Below are 18,804 nucleotides of genomic sequence, written 5' to 3'. Positions count from 1 at the left end.
GGGCGCGAACTCACCCTGCGAGTGTGGTCAACAGCCGTGCGGAAACGGACAACGCCCGTGGTGCGCGGCGCACGAGACTGACGGCACCCCACCTGCACTCGATGAACACTGGAGTTCCCATGAGCGCCTCGCCCGATCTGCTGACCGCCGCCCCCGCCGCCACGCGCCGTCGCCTGGGCGCGCCCGCGATCACGATGATGATCATCGCCGCCTCTGCGCCACTGACCGTGATCGCCGGGGGAGCGACGACCGCGTATTCGGTGACCGGCTCGGTTGCGATCCCCATCGCCTACGTCGTCCTCGCGATCGCCCTCGCGACGTTCGCGGTCGGGTACGCGGCGATGAGCCGATTCGTGACGAACGCGGGAGCCTTCTCCGCCTATGCTGCGCAGGGCCTGGGGCGGCCCGTCGGCGTGGGGGCTGCGCTCATCGCCCTCGTCTCGTACAACTGCATGCAGATCGGCATATACGGCATGTTCGGCTTTCAGGTCTCCACGCTTCTCGCCGAGAAGCTCGGCTGGGACGTGCCGTGGTGGATCCCCGTGCTGGTGTGCATCGCGGTCGTCGCGGTGATGGGCGTGAATCGCGTCGACCTCTCGGCGCGCGTGCTGGGTCTGTTCGTGCTGCTCGAGTTCGCGGCCGTCCTGGTGTTCGACATCGCTGCGTTCGCGAACCCTGCCGAAGGCTTCACCGCCCGGCCGATCTCGCCCGCGGAACTGTTCACGCCGGGGATCGGCGCGGTTCTGGTCTTCGGCATCGCGGCCTTCATGGGCTTCGAGTCGGCCGCCATCTACGGCGAGGAGGCGAAGGATCCGAAGCGCACCGTGGCGCGGGCGACGTTCAGCGCCGTCCTCATCATCGGGGCGTTCTACGCCCTCTCGTCGTGGGCACTCGCGCTCGCCGTGGGATCGGACAAGATCACCGGAAGCGGCATCACACCGGAGGAGGCGGGTCCGCCGTTGTTCTTCGGGTTCATCGGAGCTCAGTTCGGCAGCCTGATGGTGGATCTCATGTCGGTGCTGTTCATCACGAGCCTGTTCGCCGCCCTGGTCTCCTTCCACAACGCCGTGGCGCGGTACCTCTTCTCCCTCGGTCGCGAACGCGTGCTTCCCGGGCGCCTCGCCGCCCTCCGCCGTCGTCACGGCGCCCCGTGGGCCGGGTCTCTTACCCAGAGCGCGATCGCGGTGGTCGTGGTTCTCGTGTTCGCGGCCTTCGGGGCCGGTTCGGAGCTGGGTCCGCTCTTCCCCGTCGTGACGCTCTTCTCCTGGCTGACGAACACCGGAGCGCTGGGGCTCGTGCTCCTGATGTTCGTGGTGGCTCTCGCCGTGATCGGCTTCTTCCGCCGGGACGCGCGTGACGTGGGTGCGGGAAGCCGCCTCATCGCTCCGGTCGTGGCGGGGGCGGCGCTCTTCATCGTGCTGGTCCTGATCCTCGTGAACTTCAACGTCCTGCTCGATCAGGACGAGCCCACCGCGGCCACCTTCGTCTTGCCCGCGCTCGTCATCGTGCCCGGATTCGCCGGGATCGCGTGGGCGCTGCGCATCCGGCGCACCGACCCGGCGGCGTACGAGCAGATCGGCCGCGGCGGCTCCGTGGCGGAGTAGCCCCCCGGTTTCATTGCGCGCACCTGGCTCCAATTCCGCGCGAATAGGGTTCAATCGCGCGCAATGAACGGGGTTCCGGCTCAGGCAGCGAGCGTCACGCCGACGTAGGCAAGGCCGGTCACCAGCAGCGTCGACAGGGTTGCGAGGGCGAATGAGCGGGCGCCCACGCGCAGCAGGCTGCGGAGACGAACGCCACAGCCGAGCCCGAACATCGCGGCAGCCAGCAGCGTGGTCTGCACCGCACCGCCGACCGCGAGAACGGGCTCGGGCACCGGAACGAACGACCGGACGAGCACCATCAGCATGAAGCCGATCACGAAGGCGGGAACGATCGGGGGAAGGTGTCTGCGGGACGGCCCGTCGGTGCGGTGGAGGCGGCTGAGACGGCGCTCCCGGACGCTCAGCGCCGCCATCACCGGGGCCAGCAGCAGCACCCGGGCGAGCTTGACGACGACCGCCACCGTGAGCGCTCCGCCGCCGATGATGCCGCCCGCCGCGACGACCTGCGCGATCTCGTGGATCGAGCCGCCCGCCCACATCCCCGCAATTCGGGGATCGAGCCCCAGCAGCGCGGAGGCGAGAGGGATGAGCCCGATCATGAGCGTGCCGAAGATCACGACCAGCGCCACGGCTGTGACAGTATCCTGCTCGGCCTCATCGTCCGGATCCGTGACCCCGGCGGCACCCGCGACCGCGGCGGCTCCGCAGATCGAGAAGCCGCAGGCGATGAGCAGCGTCAGACCGGCGGGCACTCGCAGCAGGCGTCCGAGCAGCAGGGTGCCCAGGAGCCCGCCCGCGACGATGCCCGCCACCACGATCAGGACGGGTACGCCGAGGCCCGCGATGTCCGTGAGAGCCACCTGCAGCCCGAGAAGCACGATGCCCGCACGCAGCAGCTTCTTCGCGGAGAAGTCGATGCCGCCCGTGAGCGCCGTCGGGATCGGAACCGTGTTCGTGACGACCACGCCGAGGACGATCGCGACAATCAGGGCGCTGGCACCCGGCACGACACGGCTGACCGCGTACGACACGCCTGCGGCGAGGAGACACACGCCCACTCCGGGAAGGGTGGACCGAACGACGGGGGAGATGGTCATGACTCCAGGCTTGTGCCGACGGGGGTCGGGCGGCAGTCCGCGTTCGCGTTCAGGTCACAAGCTATGGTTGTGACCGAAGGAGCGAACATGGCTGCAGAACCCGACCTCGACGCCGTACGTGCGCTCACGCTCGCCGCGACCGGCGGCAGCATCTCCGCTGCCGCCGCGCACCTGGGCATCAGTCAGCAAGCGGTGTCCGCGCGCATCCGGGCGCTGGAGTCGTCACTGGATGCCGTCCTGCTCGTACGCTCTGCCCGAGGGTCCCGATTGACGACGGCCGGTGAACTCGTGGTGGGGTGGGCGGCGCCGCTGCTCGCCGCCGCCGATGACTTCGCCGCGGCCACCGCGGCACTCCGCACCGACCGGCGCGGCACCGTCCGGGTCGCGGCCAGCCTGACGATCGCCGAACACCTGATGCCTGCCTGGGTGGCCGCGTGGCGTGTCTCGACGGGCGACGACGGCCCCGCCATTCGGCTGGAGGCCGCGAACAGCACGGCCGTCATCGAGGCGGTGCGCTCCGGCTCCGCGGACCTGGGCTTCGTCGAGACTCCCGTCGCCCCCGGCGATCTCGGATCCGTCGTCGTCGCCCGCGACGCCATCGTGGTGGTGGTCCCCCGTGGGCATCCGTGGGCGACGCGCGGTCGAGTGTCTGCCGCCGACCTGGCGGCCACGAGCCTCGTGGTTCGAGAAGTGGGAAGTGGCACGCGACAGGCGCTGGAGGACGCGCTGGCCCATGCCGGTCACGGCGACTTCGCGGCTCCTGCCGCGGTGCTCTCGACGACCCTCGCCGTTCGCAGCGCTGTGATGGGTGGGCTCGCCCCGGGCGCCCTCAGCGCCCTTGCGGTGGCCGATGACATCCGTGCCGCCCGGCTCGTGCCGGTGCCGATCCGTGGGCTGCGGATCGAACGTCCTCTCACGGCTGTGTGGCTGGGGGCCGAGCCCTCCGCCACGGCGCGCAAGTTCTTGGAGGTCGTCGCCGCCGTAACGGCGTCGGGCTGACGCCGTGGCGGGCGCTCCGAGTTTGACCGGGCTCCCGAGGGACTGGCACTTCGTCATATCCGCAGCGATCACCGATCGGGCCGACGAGGTCCATATGCCCGTACGGGCATATGGACCTCGGCGTCCCCGCGCCCGCGAGAGCATGCCTGCCGGCCGTCCTCCCGCGTTCGCTCCATGACGCGGGGTGAGCGTGCCGCAGGACGGTGGCTATCCGCGCCCGCGGAGATCCGCGAGACCGAAACGTCCGGCGTCGGGCAGTGCGGCACGGATGGCGTCGGTGTCGAAGAGTCGACGAGGGGCGAGATCGTCGGGCAGCTCGTCGGCGGGAGGTGCCGCCTCCACAACGCCCTCGGCGAGCATCATCGCCTGGGCCTTGGCCAGCAGCGGTACGCGCATCGTCCACTCGGCCAGCTGCGCGAGGACGTAGTGGAAGGCGATGGGTGCGCGCAGAACCCACACCCGTCGTCCGATCGTGGCGGCCACACGCCGGACGGCGTCGCTGAGCATCAGGGTCTCGCCGCCCCGCACCGCCACCGTGCTCCGCGGGAGCCGGCCGTCGATGGCGGCGACGGTGACGTCGACGAGCTCTTCCACCGCGATCGGTGCGATCGGCTTCTCGTGGAGACCGACCGCCGCGAACAGCGGCAGGGTCTGGACCGTGCGGCTGAGGTGGTCCACGAGGTGGTCCCCGCGGCCGTAGATCATGCCGGCCTTCAGGATCGTGTAGTCCAGCCCTGATGCACGAACCAGCTCCTCTGCCTCCCACTTCGACTGGTGGTACCCGGAGTTCGTCCCTGGCCGGGCACGGAGGAAGCTAAGCAGAATGAGCTTGCGCACCCCGGCTCGCCGCGCGGCGTCGATCACGGCGGCAGTGCCGTCCACGTGCACGCGCTGGAACGTCTGGGAGCCGATCTCCCGGTTGATCCCGGCGAAGTGCGCGACCACATCGCACCCCTCGAAGGCGCGCGCCAGCGATTCGGCATCGGTGACGTCCACGCCGCTCCGGCGCGATGCCAGCACGACCTGTTCCTCCGGGTAGCGACCCGCCAGATGCCGGCCGACGAAGCCGGTGCCGCCGGTGATCGCGATGCGAGGCGATCGTGAATTACTGAACATGTTCAAAAGCGTACGCTCCGCGCCCTCCGGAGGCAACAATCTCCTTGACCGGTGCGCTGGGCCGGCCTCTCGCGGTACTCGCCTGAGTCAGCTGGGCAACGGTGTGCCGATGAGCCCTTCCGACACCTCCCAGATGCGCTCCGCATCGGTGACGCTGCGCAGCGGCCGGTAGAGGCGCTGCTCCGCGGGCATGCCGCCGAGGTGCCCGAGGCCGCGGGGGCCGAAGAGCAGACCCCCGCGGCCGGATGTGGCAGCCAGCAGGGCGGGAAGGGCCGCCGTCTCCGGCGTTCCGACGACCAGTCCGCGTGCCGAGGCCCAGCGGATCATCCGGACCTCCGGCGTGTCCGTCGCGCGACCGAGCTCAGGTCGCGCCGACAGCAGGCTCGTGGGCGCGACTCCCGGGTGGGAGAGGTTGCTGGTGATGCCCCAGCCGCCGCGCGCGCTCCGGCGGTCCAGCTCCAGGGCGAACAGCCCGAGCGCGATCTTCGACTGCCGGTAGGCACGCATGCCGTCATAGGAGCGCGTGCTGTTCAGATCGTCCCACGCGATCGTCCCGCGGCTCGCGGCCACACTCACCTGCGAGGTGATTCGTGCGCGGCCTGCGCGAAGAAGGGGGAACAGCTGGGCTATCAGCGCCACGTGGCCCAGGTGATTCGTCCCCAGCTGCACCTCGAAGCCGTCGCCCGTGCTCTGCCGCGCCGGCGGTGTCATGACGCCCGCGTTGTTGATCAGCAGGTGGATCGGCTCGCCCCGGTCCCGCATCATCGCACCGAACGAGGCGACCGATGCCAGCTCTGACAGATCCAGCTGTTCGCTACGCACCCGTGCGGCGGGGACGGCGGCGCGGATCGTGTCCATCGCGGCCTCTCCCTTCGCGGAGTTGCGCACGGGGAGCACGATGTCGGCGCCCGCTTCGGCGAGGCGCGTGGCGATACGGAGGCCGATCCCATCGCTCGCGCCCGTGACCACGGCGCGCTGGTGGGTGAGTGACGGCAGATCGAGATGCGAGTTCATGGCTCTCATCCTGTGCCGGCACTTCCGCGTCATCCAGGACTTCCCAGGTCGTGGATACGCCGCCGCATGGATGCGAGGATCGTGCTGATCGAGGGGAGATCCGATGACGGTGAACAGAACGGCTCTGGCCGAGTTCCTGCGCACTCGGCGCGGGTCGCTGCAACCAGAAGACGTCGGGCTGGCGCGAGGTTCGCGGCGGCGCACCGAGGGGCTGCGACGCGAGGAGGTCGCGGGGCTCAGCCATATGTCGCCCGACTACTACGCCCGGCTGGAGCGTGGCGACGGTCCGATCCCTTCCGAGCAGATGCTCGCCGCGATCGCCCTGGGCCTGCACCTCAGCGTCGACGAACGCGATCATCTGTTCCGGCTGGCCGGGCACCAGCCACCTGCGCGCGGCGCCGACAGCGAGCATGTCAGTCCCGGCATGCTGCGGATCCTGGATCGGCTGGCCGACACCCCGGCTGAGGTGGTCACGGAACTGGGAGAGACCCTGCGGCAGACACCGCTGGGCGTCGCGCTCACGGGCGGTACGGCACTGTTGCGCGGGCCGGAGCGAAGCCTCGGGTATCGGTGGTTCAGCGATCCTCGCAGCAGGGACCTGTACGAACCGAGCGAGCACGAGTTCCTGTCCCGCCTGTGGGTGTCGGGGTTGCGCGAGGTGATCGCCCGGCGCGGCGATGACTCGCGCGCCGGGCAGTATGGACGCGCCCTTCGTGAGCTCAGCGCGGAGTTCCGGTCCATCTGGGACCGGCAGGAGGTGGGGTTGCGACCCCGCGCCGTCAAGCGGTTCCGCCACCCGCAGCTGGGCGAGATCGTCCTCACCTGCCAGACCCTGCTCGATCCCGAGCAGGCGCACGCCCTGCTGGTCTACACTGCGGCGCCAGGCTCGGAGAGTCAGGAGAAGCTGCGGCTTCTCGGGGCGATCGCACCGCGGACGCCGCTGACCGTCGCGTGACGCCTCGCACGGCTGTCCTGCGGGATCGCGGGCGGAGGGTCATGGCGCGACTCCCCATCCCGGTGAGGGCGTGCGACCTCTACTCCCACGAGGCCGCATCGGGGTCGATGCCGTGGGTCCGCGCGCTGGCGTCGATGATGGTTCGCAACCACGAAGCCAGGCCGGTGCGGATCGCGTCGTAATGGGCGGCGTACTCCGGATTGGCTTCATACATACGGCCGAGGACGACCTGCATGCGCCGGGTGATCGGGAAGTAGGCCGAGAACACCGCGCGGTGCTGTTCCACGAGAACGTCCGCAGCGGGGCTCCCCGGCTCGACTCCGGCGTCCATGGCATCGGCCAATGTCTGATCGAGCGCCGTGGCCCCATCGGCGACGGCCTGCCACTCCTTTGCGGTACGTGACGCAGAGCGTTCGGCATATTGCCTCCACTCGGGAGTATCGCCGTAACGGTGCCGCGCCTCGACCGGCCACTGCGGATCCCACCCCGGCCCGAACGTCGCGGTCTGTTCCTCAGGAGTGAGGAGCAGACCGCGTTCGTGGGCAGCGGCCATTCGGGCCAGGTCATCGCTCAGGGCGTTGAGATGCTCGATCCGTGTCGCCAGCTGGTCTTGCTGGGCACGCAGCGCATCGACAACGGCCGCATCCGGATCGTCGAGGATGCTCCGGATGGCGTCCAGGCTGAGCCCCAGCTCGCGGTAGACGACGATGCGCCGCAGCCGCTCCAGGTCGGCCTCGGCGTAGAGCCGGTACCCGGCAGCTGACCGTGACGACGGCTTCGCGAGGGCGATCTCATCCCAGTGATGCAAGGTCCGCACCGTCACGCCCACGCGGGCCGAGGCCTGACCCACGGTCAGATCCACGGCGTCGCGGTGATCAGGCATGCGCTCCATTCTTCTCCCCGTCGGGCTCTGGCGCGGTGATGCCGATCGCTTCGAGGTTCCTGGCGGTCTGGCTGGCGGGGTCGAACGGCTTCGCGGCAGTGAATACGACTCGAACGCGCTCCGGCGTGATCACGTCGACATCGCGGGTGCCCCACGGCGTGTCCCGGGGCTCACTCACCACGCCCGCGCCGTGGGCGCGGCACGTGGTCACCAGGCCGTCGACCTGGCTCAACACGCACGCGAAGCTGAAGCTCACCGCCGGCACCCGATCCGGAACGGACGTGGTCGGGACCAGCAGGACATCCTGGAACGCCCATCGGCGCAGGTGCACGAGCTGGCCCGGCACGCTGAACAGCTCGAAGAAGTCCAGGCCGCGGGTCCAGAAGTCGACGGACGCGGTCAGATCGGCCGTCGGGATCGTCACGAAGGACGGCATCCCGTAGATCCCGTGGAAAGGCTCGGGGGCGACCGCGTCGGGACCGGGGGCGGGGACCGGGCTCACCTCGAAGGCGTTGTAGTAGGTGCTCATGGACTCCACGCTCTGCCCTCACGCAACGTGAGGGTCAAATCGGGGAGCTCGCCGGCCACCTGTCGGCCGGTACCGCTAGGCGGGCGTGTCACCTGCTTCGCCGTCCTTCGGAGCAGCGAAGGCCATTCTCATGTGATCGCTGGTGAGGAAGTCGGCCACCCCGATCATGATCAGGCTGAAGACGATCTGCTCGGTGACCATCCACGCGGGATACAGTCCCGGAATAGCCGCCATCACGAGCGTGATGACGGGGAAGATCTGCGAGAACAGCCGCAATCGGAGATAGGCCCACCGCCATCCGCGCGCAGCGCGCCACGCGAAGTAGAACAGTGTGACCGTCATCGCGAAGACGATGAAAGTTCGCATCCAGACCGCGAACGGCACGGATTCCCCGGCGGCCGCCTGGGCCACGGCGAACACGACCGCAGCGGCACCGAGCACGAGCTCGGCCACCAGAAGCCACATGATCCAGGTGAAGGCGCGGCGCGTGCGCGGGTGCGCGCGGTGCTCCGGGGAGATGAGGACGCCGGCCTGACGTCCGCCCGCGATGCGGTCGAGCCGGAGCAGGAGGTCCTCGAGGGTCATGCGGCCGAGCCTAACGCCGTCAGGCGACCGCGGCGACGTCGGCGGTGCTGTCGCTCACGGCTCGCCGGAGCGCGACGAAGAAGATGATGAGTCCCGCGGTGATGAGGATGTGACCGAGGCCGGCGATTCCGGCGATCATCCCGCCCGCTTCGCGACCCAGGACCGTGAGGATCCCATGCCAGACGAGCATCGCGGAGGTGAGCACAACGCCGGCGTTGTAGAGCCAGAAGAACCAGGCGAACAGCTTCGGACTGCGAGACAGTGAGAACACCTTCTCGATGACGAGCACGATCAGCAGCACGATGAATCCGAGGGTCAGCAGATGCGTGTGGGCGAGCCCGAGCTGTGTGGCCGCGCCCTCGGGGAAGTCGTTCGCCTTCGTGAATTCCCGGTAGAACAGTCCGGAACCGACTCCGATGAGAAGGTAGCCGAACGCGGCGTAGAGCAGTTTCTTCATGGGACGTCCTGTCTTGCGGTGAGGGAGGGGAGCCGTCATCCACTTCAGCAGCAGGGCGCACCCGCCGCATCGTGAACACGGGTGAACTTCGCCTCATCATTTCGGACGAGGGCCGCGCGCTTCGTCCTGATCTGCTAGAGTTGTGCGTTCAGGCAACTGAAGTCGCGTTTCTCCCCCGAAGATCTTCGGACCGGCTTCATGGCTCGTTTTACTTCGAGTGGGTGTTCCTCGGATCACCTGCCCCGCGGCACCAGAGTCGGTGCACGCCCCGTCACTTTGATTGGCTGTTTTCATCACTTTTCCTGCATTTCCTCCTCCGCCGACGTCTGCCCAGCTGGTGTGGCGTCAGGCCGACCACGACGTTCACGTCGCGACCCTGCACGGCGAATTCGCCGGCTTCGTCGCTGAAGACGCCGGACGATTCGTCACGCACGACGCCCACGCCGTGCCGCTCGCGTACGCCGCCACCCTGGCGGAGGCTCGCGATGCGCTCGATGCCGCCCACGCTCTCGTATCCGCGACATCCACTCCCCCGGCGAGCGCTCATTCGCGTATCGCCCGCAAAGCTCCGCGGCGGCATCGTCACGGTTACGGGGATCGCACACGCGGTCCCAAGCACAGAAGGAATGACGTTATGGCCACTGGCACCGTCAAATGGTTCAACTCCGACAAGGGCTTCGGCTTCATCGCTCCCGATGACGGCTCTGCCGACCTGTTCGCGCACTTCAGCGCGATTGCGGGCAACGGCTACCGCAGCCTTGAGGAGAACCAGAAGGTGGAATTCGACGCCGAGCGCGGCCCCAAGGGCATGCAGGCTGCGAACATCCAGGTTCTCTGAATCTTGAGACAGCGGGAGGGCGCGAGTATTCGCGCCCTCCCGCTGTCGTATTCCGGGACGTATTCGATCGGCGGCATGTGCTGCCACGTAGCGTGAGGGGGAAGCCGCCGGCACATGCCCGGCGCTTCCGCACCAGTCGCGCAACGGGGCTGCTCACAGAATCGATGTCCTCATCTCCTCCATCACCGCCGACCCGGTCAGCACCCTCGGTCCCATCCGTCAGACGTATGCGCGAAGCGAGGACTTTCCCCCGATCGCTCGCGCCTACACCGAACTGGCCCAGGTGGTGCGCGAGACGGGCCTTCTCCGCCGCAGCCGCTGGTTCTACGCGCTGACAGCGCTGGCCATCGCCGTCGGCTTCGGTGGCGCGATCACCGGTTTCATCCTGCTCGGCGACAGCTGGTTCCAGCTGCTGATCGCGGGTGCCCTGGGCATTCTCTTCACGCAGGTCGCCTTCCTCGCGCATGAGGCGGGGCACCGGCAGATCCTCGCCACGGGGCCCGCGAACGACCGCCTCGCCAGCGTGCTGGCCGCGGTCGTCGGCATGAGCTACTCCTGGTGGAACAGCAAGCACAGCCGCCACCACGCCAACCCCAACCGGGTGAGCAAGGACCCGGACATCGACGTGGACACGATCTCCTTCCTCGAGGTCGACGCGGTGCAGGCCCGCGGGCTCCGCCGGTGGATCACGGCGCGGCAGGGATGGCTGTTCTTCCCATTGCTCACGCTGGAGGGGCTGAACCTCCACTCCCAGAGCCTGCGTCACCTGCTCTCTCGCGGTCCGGTCACGGATCGCTGGTCGGAGCTCTCGATGATCGTGGCACGGTTCGCGCTGGTGCTGATCCCCGTCTTCCTGGTGCTGCCGCTCGGGATGGCGTTCGCTTTCATCGCCGTGATGCTCGCCGTGTTCGGCGTCTACATGGGAGCCTCGTTCGCGCCGAATCACAAGGGCATGCCGGTGATCGCCCCGGACGCGAAGCTCGACTTCTTCTCCAAGCAGGTGCGCACCTCGCGCAACATCCGCGGGGGATGGTGGGCCACCATCCTCATGGGTGGCCTCAATTACCAGATCGAGCACCACCTCTTCCCGAGCATGGCCCGCCCCCAGCTCGCGCGCACGCGTGAGATCGTGCGCGAGTACTGTGCAAAGCACAGCGTGCCCTATGCCGAGACGTCGTTGTGGCGCTCGTATGCGATCGTGATCGACTACCTCAACACGGTCGGTCTCGCTGCGCGCGATCCGTTCGACTGCCCGATGGTCAGGCAGTACCGCCGCGTCTGATCGGTCACGGTCACGGCAGTGAGGACGACGCGTCTGCGCTCAGGTCGACGGACGTGATCCCGTAGTCGTGACGCAGTGCCGAGCGCGCCGCGTACCAGCCGGCAAGACCGTGAACACCCGGACCCGGAGGCGTCGACGACGAGCACAGATACACCCCGGGCACCGGTGTGCGCCACGGGTCCGCCGACAGTGTCGGACGTGCCAGCAGCTGCCGCAGGGTGACCGCCCCTGCGCTGAAGTCACCGCCGTGATAGTTCGCGTTGTACTGGGAGAGTTCCTCCGCGGTGGTGACGCGCATGGCGACGATCCGTTCCCGAAAGCCCGGCGCGAAGCGCTCCAGCTGGGCGAGCACCGCCTCGGAGACGTCCACGTCGGACCCGCGCGGGACGTGCGTGTAGCTCCAGATCGCCTCTGTCCCCGCGGGATTGCGGGATGGGTCGAACCGGGCGGTCTGCGCCAGCAGCACGTACGGCCGCTCGGGGTGACGTCCGCGTGCGACGTCGCGTTCCGCGCGTGCGATCTCGGATCGATCACCGCCCACGTGCACCGTGGGCGCCTCTGCCACCCGCGGATCCCTCCACGGTGCAGGTCCGTCCAGCACGAAGTCCACCTTGGTGGCTCCGTTCCCGTACCGGAGATTCAGCAGGCGGCGCCGGTAGGCGGTGGGAAGCGCCCTTCGGGCGATCCGTGCCAGGCCCCGCGCGGACGTGTCGAAGAAGATGGTGCGATACCCGGCGAGCTCGCGCACATCCTCGATCTCGCGGGAGGTCTCGATCCTCCCGCCGTGCGCACGCAGATCGGCCTCGAGGGCGTCGCTGATGACCCGCGAGCCCCCGATCGGCACCGGCCATCCGCCCGCATGTCCGAGCGCCCCCAGCACCAGGCCGACCGCTGCGGTGGACAGGCGCGGCATCGGTCCGATGCTGTGCGCCGCTACTCCGGCGAGGAGGGCGGGTGCCGCGGAGTCCCGGAAGCGCACGTCCCACAGCGCGCTGCCCTGCTCCAGGACACGCGCAGCCAGCGTGGCCGCCGCCACGACGTCGCGCGGTACCCGCAGCATGCTGCCGCCGAGGGCCACGTCGGTGACGCCGTCCAGCGAACGGAGCAGCGGACGGTACAGGTTCCGGTAGGCGTCGCCGTCGCGCCCCAGTTCGGCGGCGGTCCGGTCGAGATCGCGATAGGCCATCGCCGCAGGCCGGCCGTCGAGCGGATTCGCATACGACGCGTCGGGGACGGCGAATCGCACGCGACGCTCCAGCTGGAATGCGCGGAAGAACCCGGTGGCCAGGGCCATCGGATGGATGGCGGAGCACACATCGTGCAGCACCCCGGGCTGAACGATCTCCATCGTGCGGGTACCGCCGCCGATCGTTCCGGCGGATTCGAACACGGTCACCGCCAGCCCGGCCCGAGCCATCGTGACGGCCGCGGCGAGGCCGTTGGGTCCCGATCCGACCACCGCGACACCCTGATCCCGCGTCACGAGGAGGCCTCCTCCTCCGCCGCCGTGGCCCCGAGGATCCCCACCCGGTACGCCACCTGGATCGCCTCCTGACGGTTGGAGACACCGAGCTTGCGGTACGCGGACTTGAGCTGATCGCGCACGGTGTGCGGGCTGAGGAACAGTGAGCGGGCCGCGCGCACGGCGTTTCCGGCGATGTCGACCTCGCGGAGGGCGCGCACTTCGGCGGGGGACAGCGCGCGGAAGTTGTACGGGGTGGCGATGGCCGCCTCCGTCGCGTCGGCGGGCCCGGACGACGGGCGGATCACGGTGGTGCGCAGTCCGCAGGTTTCCGCCAGAGCCGCCGCGTGGGTGGTGAGGTCGCTGGCCGCGCCGCCTTCTTCGGTCGCGGCCTCGGCCTCCGCGCCCACCAGGAGGGCGTGGAGCTGACGACGGGAGTCTCCCCGTCGCGTGGACTGCACCGCCACGCCGGCGGCGATGTTCGCGGCGCGATGCGGGTCGCCTTCGGCGAGTGCGCGATACGCTCCCACCAGGTTCTCGCCCGCCGGGAGATCGGTCTCGAAGTGGATCATCGAAAGCCGGAAGCTCAGCCGGGCGCGCAGTTCGTCCAGCAGCAGCTGCCACTCGGACAGCAGCGGGGCGTGTGGTGATCGCAGCTCGAGATGGCGCTTGAGGCGAGCCAGCGCGTCGTGGGGACCGATCATGGACTCGATGAGGACGGTGTCCAGCCACACGACGTACGGCCAGAACTCGAAAGCGAGCGCGTCGTCGCTGAGCAGGTGGGCCACCACGCCGGCGGCATCCTCGTACCGGCCGGATTCTCGCAGCCACAGCGCCCGGGCGACCGCATGGGGAGCCGTGGCCGAGGCGAGGTCGTCGGCGGTGCGCTCGGCGAACGCGGACTCGCACGCACGGAGACGGATACCGGCGGTTCGCATGTCGCCACGCCAGGCGGCGATCAGCGCGGACATCGCCATGGCGCGCAGCACGGCGGAGGTGACCCCCGTGGTGCTCGTGGTGGTCACTCGCCGGGTGATGGCCTCGGCCCGGTCGAATTCGCCGAGGTAGAAGAGCCCCGATGCCTGCTGGTTGGCGGCCGATGCGAGGGTGCGTTCGGCACGACGAAGCTCCTCACCCGACAGGTCGGTGAGGATGTCGTCGATGCGATCGCTCATCGTGCGGATCAGCGCGGGTTCGCCCGCGAAGCACGCCGCCGTGAGTCGCGCCGCGGAGGCGACCACCCCGTGGGGTCCGTCGTCGGCGGTGAACGGCTCCATATCGATCATGATCCGCTGCAGCTTCGCGAGGATGAGTCCTTCACGCCCGCGGGGCCGGTACATCTCCTCGAAGGTCTCGAGGGCGCTGAAGAGCGGATAGTCACGCATGACGTCACGGGGAATCTGCGGAAGGAGCGGGGCGAGTGGACCGCCGGGGGCGAGCATCGCCTCCGTGAAGTCCGCGTGCAGGATTCTGTCCACCTCGTCCCAGCGGCCGAGCTCACCCGCACCTCGCAGGGCCAGCGCCGGGTCGTACGCGTGGAGGAGCGCGATCATGCGGTCCGCCTCGACGCTGTCCGCAACGGTGGAGCCGTGCTCGGGCATGCGGCGAACGTGTTCGCGTACGGCATCGTGGTGCCGGTACCAGACCGTGCCGTCGGCATCTCGTCGCGACAGCAGCAGGTCGGTGGACAGATGCGGCAGCACCCGCGGAGAGGCGATCTCCGTGGCGGCGACGCGGCTCCACACCTCGGCGGACAGCTCCCCGGCGAAGGCGACGGCGTGGATGGCAGCCGCACTCGCCGGATCGGCCTCGCGCAGCCGCCGTCGCAGCACGGCCCGGGGGAAGCTCTCATTCACGTGCGCCGAATGGTCCTCCGCGTGCAGACCGTGCGGCATCGCCAGGGCCGCCTGGGTCGCGGCCGGCCACCCGCGCAGCCGGCGGTGGACCCGGCGGGTGATGCGCGCGGCGGCGTCGGCGTCGGCGTCGGGGCGCATCCGCCGCACGAGTTGTGCCACCTCGGTCTCCGTGAACGCGAGTGCCGCATCGTCGAACACCCGGGCCGCCAGCCGCGAGCGCAGCGGATCGCTGCCGAGTCCGGACAGGTCCCGTCCGCAGATCAGCATCCGCACGCGGGGAGCCGCCTCGAGGGCATGGGTGACGAACTCGGTGAAGCGCGAGTCCGGGCGCCAGATGAGGTGGTGATCATCGATCACCAGGAGGAGCTCGTCGATCTCCGCTCTCGGATACCACGCGTTGCGTTCGGTGAACGGATCACCCGGCGCCGGTGCGGTGAGCTGGCCGGGTCGCACGACACCGGCCCTCGCCAGGGTGTCGACGATGAGGTCCCAGGCGGTGTCGCATTCACGCTGGTCCCTGCTGAAGGACACCCAGACGGTTTCCGTACCGCGGCGTGCCGCTTCGTGCGCGATCTGGCTGGCGAGGACTGTCTTTCCCATACCGCCGGCGGCGTCGAGAACGGTCAGCGGGGCAGGCTGACTGAGCGCAGCCTCAACGAGTGCCGAGCGATGGACTTGATCGGCGCGGAGGTGCGGAACGAAGTGTGCGTGAGCCATGGCGGGGGGACCTGGTTCTGGGAGGGGCGGGGGCCCGTCGGGGGTGCGGGGGCGGGCCGAGGACACGGAGGGTGCGGGCGGTGCCGGGCGGTCCTCCTCGGGTGCAGGGCCGAAGGAGGGCGCGGCGGTGCGTCGCTGACCTGCGACATCGTGGCCTCGGAGTGGATCCGTGACGGGCGGGCGACGCGTGCATACGAGCAAGAGGCGCAGTCGGGTACGCGCCCCGGGGACCACGAACCATAGCCGATCGTCCCCCCAGACACTCTTCACACGCTTGCCGGATCGGGTCGATCCGGTCGGTCATCGCCCCGTCCTTTCACGCGCGCAATGGTATGCGCACCGTGAGATGCTGCGAGCCGGACTGGGGGATTCCGCATCTCCAGTTATAGCGACCCCAGTGCCCGATTCCCGACACCGCGTCAAAATCCCCCACTCGTACCCTCACTTCTCGGTTCCCCCAGTAATCCCCCCACTGCCCCGCGCGGTTGGTGTGCATGCTCCATACGGTGGGGATCAGCTGCCTCTCAGGAAAGCGCGCGCCGGATCCGACCCGGTGGTCGCGCGCGGGGCTGCTTCCCACCCACGCAACCAGGAGGGGCGTCACATGACGCGACAGACCCACGCGAAGCTCAGCGAGCTTCATCGCAAGAAGGGCAGAAGGGCGGTCGCCGTCGGCGCCGCCACTGCCACGATCATCGCGACGGCCGGAATCCTCGGTCCTGTCGCGTTCGCCGACGACCAGACGGTGACGTCGGTCTCGGCTGCCCACGGTCACGGCCTCTGGGCCGACGTGGTCGGCCTCGATGTCGCAGGCACCGCCTCCGCGCTCGCGCAGTGGACGCCCGACGGGTCGACCAGCCATGACCAGGACGCTCTGAACCTCAACCTGCTGGGTGTCGAGGTGGACCTCGGCGGCGGGCTTCAGCTTCCGCTGATCGCGCAGCCGGGCGAGCCCGGACTCCTCGACCTCGGCTCGCTGGGGCTGCTCTCCAGTCGTGCCGACACCCCGTTCCAGAGCGTGTCCGAGGTGTCCTCGGGCCTGCTGACCTCGGACGGAGCCCTCGCGATCGACGCCGCCGAGGACCCGGACTTCCAGCCGGCCACGCTCAACGTCAGCGATGTGATCGAGCAGCTGCTCGGCGCCACGGTGCGCGAGGAGCTGCTCAACACCGCATCGGTCGAGATCGGTGCTCTGGGCTCGCACCTGAAGCAGTCCGGCGCCGACATCACGAGCGAGTACATGCTCAGCGCGGTCTCGATGGACCTGCAGAGCAACCTGATCGCCGGCCTCACCGACACGGTGGATACGACGCTGGAGAGCACGTTCGGCGTACTGAGCAACCTGCTCGACCTCGATGGCGGAGCACTCGCGGGTGTCATCGGCACGCTCACCGGTGCCCTCGACGCAGCGCTGAAGCTCGCCACCCTCGGCGCCGGCGGCGTTTCCCTGGATGCCGCAACTGTCGACCTCGACCCGCTGTTCGAGTCGGTCCGCACCGAGCTGCTCGCCAACCCGCTGACCAACGCCGATGAGTCGCTGTCGATCAGCCTGGCTGACGGCTCGATCCACATCGACCTGGCCAAGATCCTGCTGGACGCCACTGGCGCAACCGACCTGAACTCGCTGCCGGCCAACACCGAGGTGCTGTCCGGCACGGTGGTCAACGCGATCACCTCCGGTCTGCTCGACCTCCTCGTGGGCTCGAGCGAGAACTCGCTGATCGGCAAGATCGTCGCCCTCATCAATGACGGCATCTACGACTCGTCGATCAACATCAGCCTGACACTGGACGGCGGTGCGCTGCTGGGCTCCGGAACTCTCGCGCTGCAGGGTTCGCTGGGCTCCCTTCTGGGTGTCCCGGGCTACCCGGCCGTGACGCCCGTTCCCAGTGGCGGCAGTGGTCTGCTCGACATCGTCCTGCCGCTGGTGAGCAACATCGTCGCCGGTCTCGCCGGTGTGGTGGGCCCCGTTGTGAGCCCGATCCTCGACGGCCTGCTGGCCAACCTGGCACCCACGCTGAGCGCCGTTCTCGACCCGCTGGTCACCGGCCTGCTCGATGACGCCGTTGGCCCGGTGCTGTCGAACCTCGTGGCGCTGACGATCAACGAGCAGCCCACCGCGGGCGACTTCGGTGGCGACAGCCGCACCGTGCGCGCGCTGGCCCTCAGCGTTCTGCCCAACGCGGCCCAGCCGCTGGTGTCGGTGCAGCTCGGATCCGCGACCGTTCAGGCCGACGCGGACGCCCCCAACCCGGGTGACGTGAACACGAACGCCTCCGCTTCGGCATCGGCCTCGGGTTCCGCGAACGGCGACAACGAGGCGGCCGCACAGGGCGCAGCGCAGGCTGCCGCGATGGCCGACGCGTCCACCTCGGCCAACGCCGCGGCGACGGCGAACGCCGAGGCCGCCGCCAGCACGGCAGCCAACGCCGACGCGTCGAACGACGCATCGGCCACCGCCGGCGGTTCGGCCCAGGCCGCCGCCGAGGGTGCGAACGACTCCGCGTCGAACACCTCCTCGAACGCGAGCGCTTCGGCTGCCGCCAACGGCAACCCCGACGGTGGCGCAGCGGCCTCGGTCGCAGCGCAGGCGACGTCGTCCAACGACGCCAGCGCCGACGCCGCCGCGAACGGTGCGGACGCTACGGCCGCGGCTGACAGCACTGCTGCGGCTGACGCTACGGCTGCGGCTGACAGCACGGCTGCCGCTGACAGCACGGCTGCCGCTGACGCTACGGCTGCGGCTGACGCTACGGCTGCGGCTGACGCTACGGCTGCGGCTGACGCTACGGCTGCGGCCGACAGCACTGCTGCGGCTGACAGCACTGCTGCGGCTGACGCCACGGCTGTGGCTGCGGCGGACGCTACGGCTGCCGCTGACAGCACCGCTGCGGCTGCGGCTGACGCGGCGGCTGCGGCGGACGCTACGGCTGCCGCTGACAGCACCGCTGCGGCTGCGGCTGACGCCACGGCTGCGGCGGACGCTACGGCTGCCGCTGACAGCACCGCTGCGGCTGCGGCTGACGCGGCGGCTGCGGCCGACGCTACGGCTGCCGCTGACGCCACGGCTGCGGCTGCGGCTGACAGCAGCGCTTCGGCCAGCAGCAGCGCTGCGGCTGACAGCAGCGCTTCCGCGAACAGCAGCGCTTCCGCGAACAGCAGCGCTTCCGCGAACAGCAGTGCTTCCGCGAACAGCAGCGCCTCGGCGTCGGCGTCGGGATCGTCTGCGAACCAGAACGCGAACGGCAGCTCCTCGGGCCTTCCCACCACGGGTAGCGGCGACTTCACCGCCCTGTGGATCCTGGGAATGCTCCTGCTCGGCGCTGGTGTGTTCGCCCTGGTGGCTCGCCGCCGCCAGGCAATCGGGGCCGCTGAGTAAGGACCCTTCGGGTCCCAGCGGTTGGGCCGGT

At 69.5% G+C, this 18,804-nt stretch carries 16 protein-coding genes; 6 read left to right on the top strand and 10 right to left on the bottom strand.

What is annotated here, in order from left to right; genetic code table 11:
• Positions 1-119 precede the first annotated feature (119 nt).
• Positions 120-1,604 carry an APC family permease gene (locus LQ566_RS08475; protein ID WP_231091177.1) on the top strand — a complete coding sequence of 495 codons (1,485 nt, stop codon included), beginning with the start codon at positions 120-122 and terminating at the stop codon, positions 1,602-1,604.
• Between the two features lie 80 nt (positions 1,605-1,684).
• Here LQ566_RS08475 and LQ566_RS08470 read toward each other — a convergent pair whose 3' ends face one another.
• Positions 1,685-2,701, bottom strand: a complete 1,017-nt coding sequence (locus tag LQ566_RS08470; RefSeq protein ID WP_231091176.1) for a YeiH family protein — start codon at positions 2,699-2,701, stop codon at positions 1,685-1,687.
• An 87-nt stretch (positions 2,702-2,788) separates the two neighbouring features.
• On the opposite strand from LQ566_RS08470, the gene LQ566_RS08465 reads away from it, so the two are divergent.
• Complete coding sequence (locus tag LQ566_RS08465; protein WP_231091175.1) at positions 2,789-3,700, top strand: LysR family transcriptional regulator; 912 nt, start codon at positions 2,789-2,791, stop codon at positions 3,698-3,700.
• A gap of 207 nt (positions 3,701-3,907) precedes the next feature.
• Here the strand turns inward: LQ566_RS08465 and LQ566_RS08460 are convergent, their stop codons facing one another.
• The gene (locus tag LQ566_RS08460) at positions 3,908-4,816 is read right to left on the bottom strand and encodes an NAD(P)H-binding protein (RefSeq protein ID WP_231091174.1); all 909 of its coding nucleotides are present in this window, start codon (positions 4,814-4,816) and stop codon (positions 3,908-3,910) included.
• 87 nt (positions 4,817-4,903) lie between these two features.
• A complete protein-coding gene (locus tag LQ566_RS08455; RefSeq protein WP_372459781.1) occupies positions 4,904-5,839 on the bottom strand; it encodes an SDR family oxidoreductase in 936 nt (311 codons plus the stop codon).
• 94 nt (positions 5,840-5,933) lie between these two features.
• Between LQ566_RS08455 and LQ566_RS08450 the strand changes: the two genes are divergently transcribed.
• Complete coding sequence (locus tag LQ566_RS08450) at positions 5,934-6,785, top strand: helix-turn-helix transcriptional regulator (protein ID WP_231091172.1); 852 nt, start codon at positions 5,934-5,936, stop codon at positions 6,783-6,785.
• 79 nt (positions 6,786-6,864) lie between these two features.
• Here the strand turns inward: LQ566_RS08450 and LQ566_RS08445 are convergent, their stop codons facing one another.
• From LQ566_RS08445 to LQ566_RS08425, 5 genes are all read right to left on the bottom strand, one after another.
• Positions 6,865-7,668, bottom strand: coding sequence for a MerR family transcriptional regulator (locus LQ566_RS08445; RefSeq protein ID WP_231091171.1), 804 nt, complete (start codon positions 7,666-7,668; stop codon positions 6,865-6,867).
• Positions 7,661-8,197 (bottom strand): VOC family protein, encoded by a 537-nt coding sequence (locus LQ566_RS08440; RefSeq protein WP_231091170.1) that lies wholly within the window; start codon positions 8,195-8,197, stop codon positions 7,661-7,663. The genes LQ566_RS08445 and LQ566_RS08440 overlap by 8 nt, the downstream gene beginning before the upstream one ends.
• Before the next feature lie 75 nt (positions 8,198-8,272).
• Positions 8,273-8,782, bottom strand: a complete 510-nt coding sequence (locus tag LQ566_RS08435; protein WP_231091169.1) for a hypothetical protein — start codon at positions 8,780-8,782, stop codon at positions 8,273-8,275.
• Positions 8,783-8,801: 19 nt separating this feature from the next.
• Positions 8,802-9,239: a DUF2871 domain-containing protein gene (locus LQ566_RS08430; RefSeq protein WP_231091168.1), complete on the bottom strand. Its 438-nt coding sequence runs from the start codon at positions 9,237-9,239 to the stop codon at positions 8,802-8,804.
• Between the two features lie 271 nt (positions 9,240-9,510).
• The gene (locus LQ566_RS08425) at positions 9,511-9,744 is read right to left on the bottom strand and encodes a hypothetical protein (RefSeq protein WP_231091167.1); all 234 of its coding nucleotides are present in this window, start codon (positions 9,742-9,744) and stop codon (positions 9,511-9,513) included.
• Between the two features lie 129 nt (positions 9,745-9,873).
• On the opposite strand from LQ566_RS08425, the gene LQ566_RS08420 reads away from it, so the two are divergent.
• Positions 9,874-10,077: a cold-shock protein gene (locus LQ566_RS08420; RefSeq protein ID WP_231091166.1), complete on the top strand. Its 204-nt coding sequence runs from the start codon at positions 9,874-9,876 to the stop codon at positions 10,075-10,077.
• Positions 10,078-10,249: 172 nt separating this feature from the next.
• Positions 10,250-11,359: a fatty acid desaturase family protein gene (locus LQ566_RS08415; protein WP_372459793.1), complete on the top strand. Its 1,110-nt coding sequence runs from the start codon at positions 10,250-10,252 to the stop codon at positions 11,357-11,359.
• 10 nt (positions 11,360-11,369) lie between these two features.
• On the opposite strand, the gene LQ566_RS08410 is transcribed toward LQ566_RS08415, so the two are convergent.
• Both LQ566_RS08410 and LQ566_RS08405 read right to left on the bottom strand, forming a co-directional pair.
• Positions 11,370-12,842, bottom strand: coding sequence for a phytoene desaturase family protein (locus tag LQ566_RS08410; protein WP_231091165.1), 1,473 nt, complete (start codon positions 12,840-12,842; stop codon positions 11,370-11,372).
• Positions 12,839-15,394 (bottom strand): helix-turn-helix transcriptional regulator, encoded by a 2,556-nt coding sequence (locus tag LQ566_RS08405; RefSeq protein WP_231091164.1) that lies wholly within the window; start codon positions 15,392-15,394, stop codon positions 12,839-12,841. Before LQ566_RS08405 ends, LQ566_RS08410 begins: the two co-directional genes overlap by 4 nt.
• Before the next feature lie 604 nt (positions 15,395-15,998).
• Here LQ566_RS08405 and LQ566_RS08400 point away from each other — a divergent pair.
• On the top strand, positions 15,999-18,773 hold the full coding sequence (locus LQ566_RS08400) for a choice-of-anchor G family protein (protein ID WP_231091163.1): 2,775 nt from the start codon (positions 15,999-16,001) through the stop codon (positions 18,771-18,773).
• The last annotated feature ends 31 nt before the right edge of the window (positions 18,774-18,804 follow it).

Source organism: Microbacterium nymphoidis (assembly GCF_021044885.1).
Taxonomy (GTDB): domain Bacteria; phylum Actinomycetota; class Actinomycetes; order Actinomycetales; family Microbacteriaceae; genus Microbacterium; species Microbacterium nymphoidis.
This window is presented reverse-complemented; position numbering and strand designations above follow the sequence as displayed.